At 52.0% G+C, this 371-nt stretch carries 1 protein-coding gene; it reads left to right on the forward strand.

Translation table 11 applies throughout. The annotated features are described in order from the left end of the window. On the forward strand, window positions 1-243 hold a 243-nt coding region (locus AC1RO3_RS08075; protein ID WP_481763942.1), incomplete at its 5' end, for a hypothetical protein. Window positions 244-371 lie beyond the last annotated feature (128 nt).

A 371-nucleotide genomic window follows, 5' to 3' on the forward strand; every position in this document is an offset into this window, starting at 1 on the left:
AACGAATTACCAATGAAAGTGACACGAATCTCAGTAAACCTGAGCAAGACGGTTCAGGCCGTTACCTACGAGCCTGTTTCGGTCAGCTTTAGCATGGATGCCGAACTTGAGGCCGGGGACACAGTGAAAGAGGCGCGCGCCGCACTGTACGAAGAGGCGGCAAGAGGTGTGCGCCTCATGATGAAGAAAGAGCTTCGGCGTTGGCGCGAAGAACACGATGAGTGGCACGAAGAAAACTCGTAATACAGGAAATCTGATGTTCGCAAGTAAGAAAAAGGAAAGCAGTGCACCGATCGACGCAGAACAACATGCGCTTCATCGGAAGTATCGACCAACCAAACTCGACCGTTACCTTGGTCAGGATGCGGTGG

It is taken from the genome of Dellaglioa sp. CoH-57-MRSF-19, assembly GCF_056781975.1.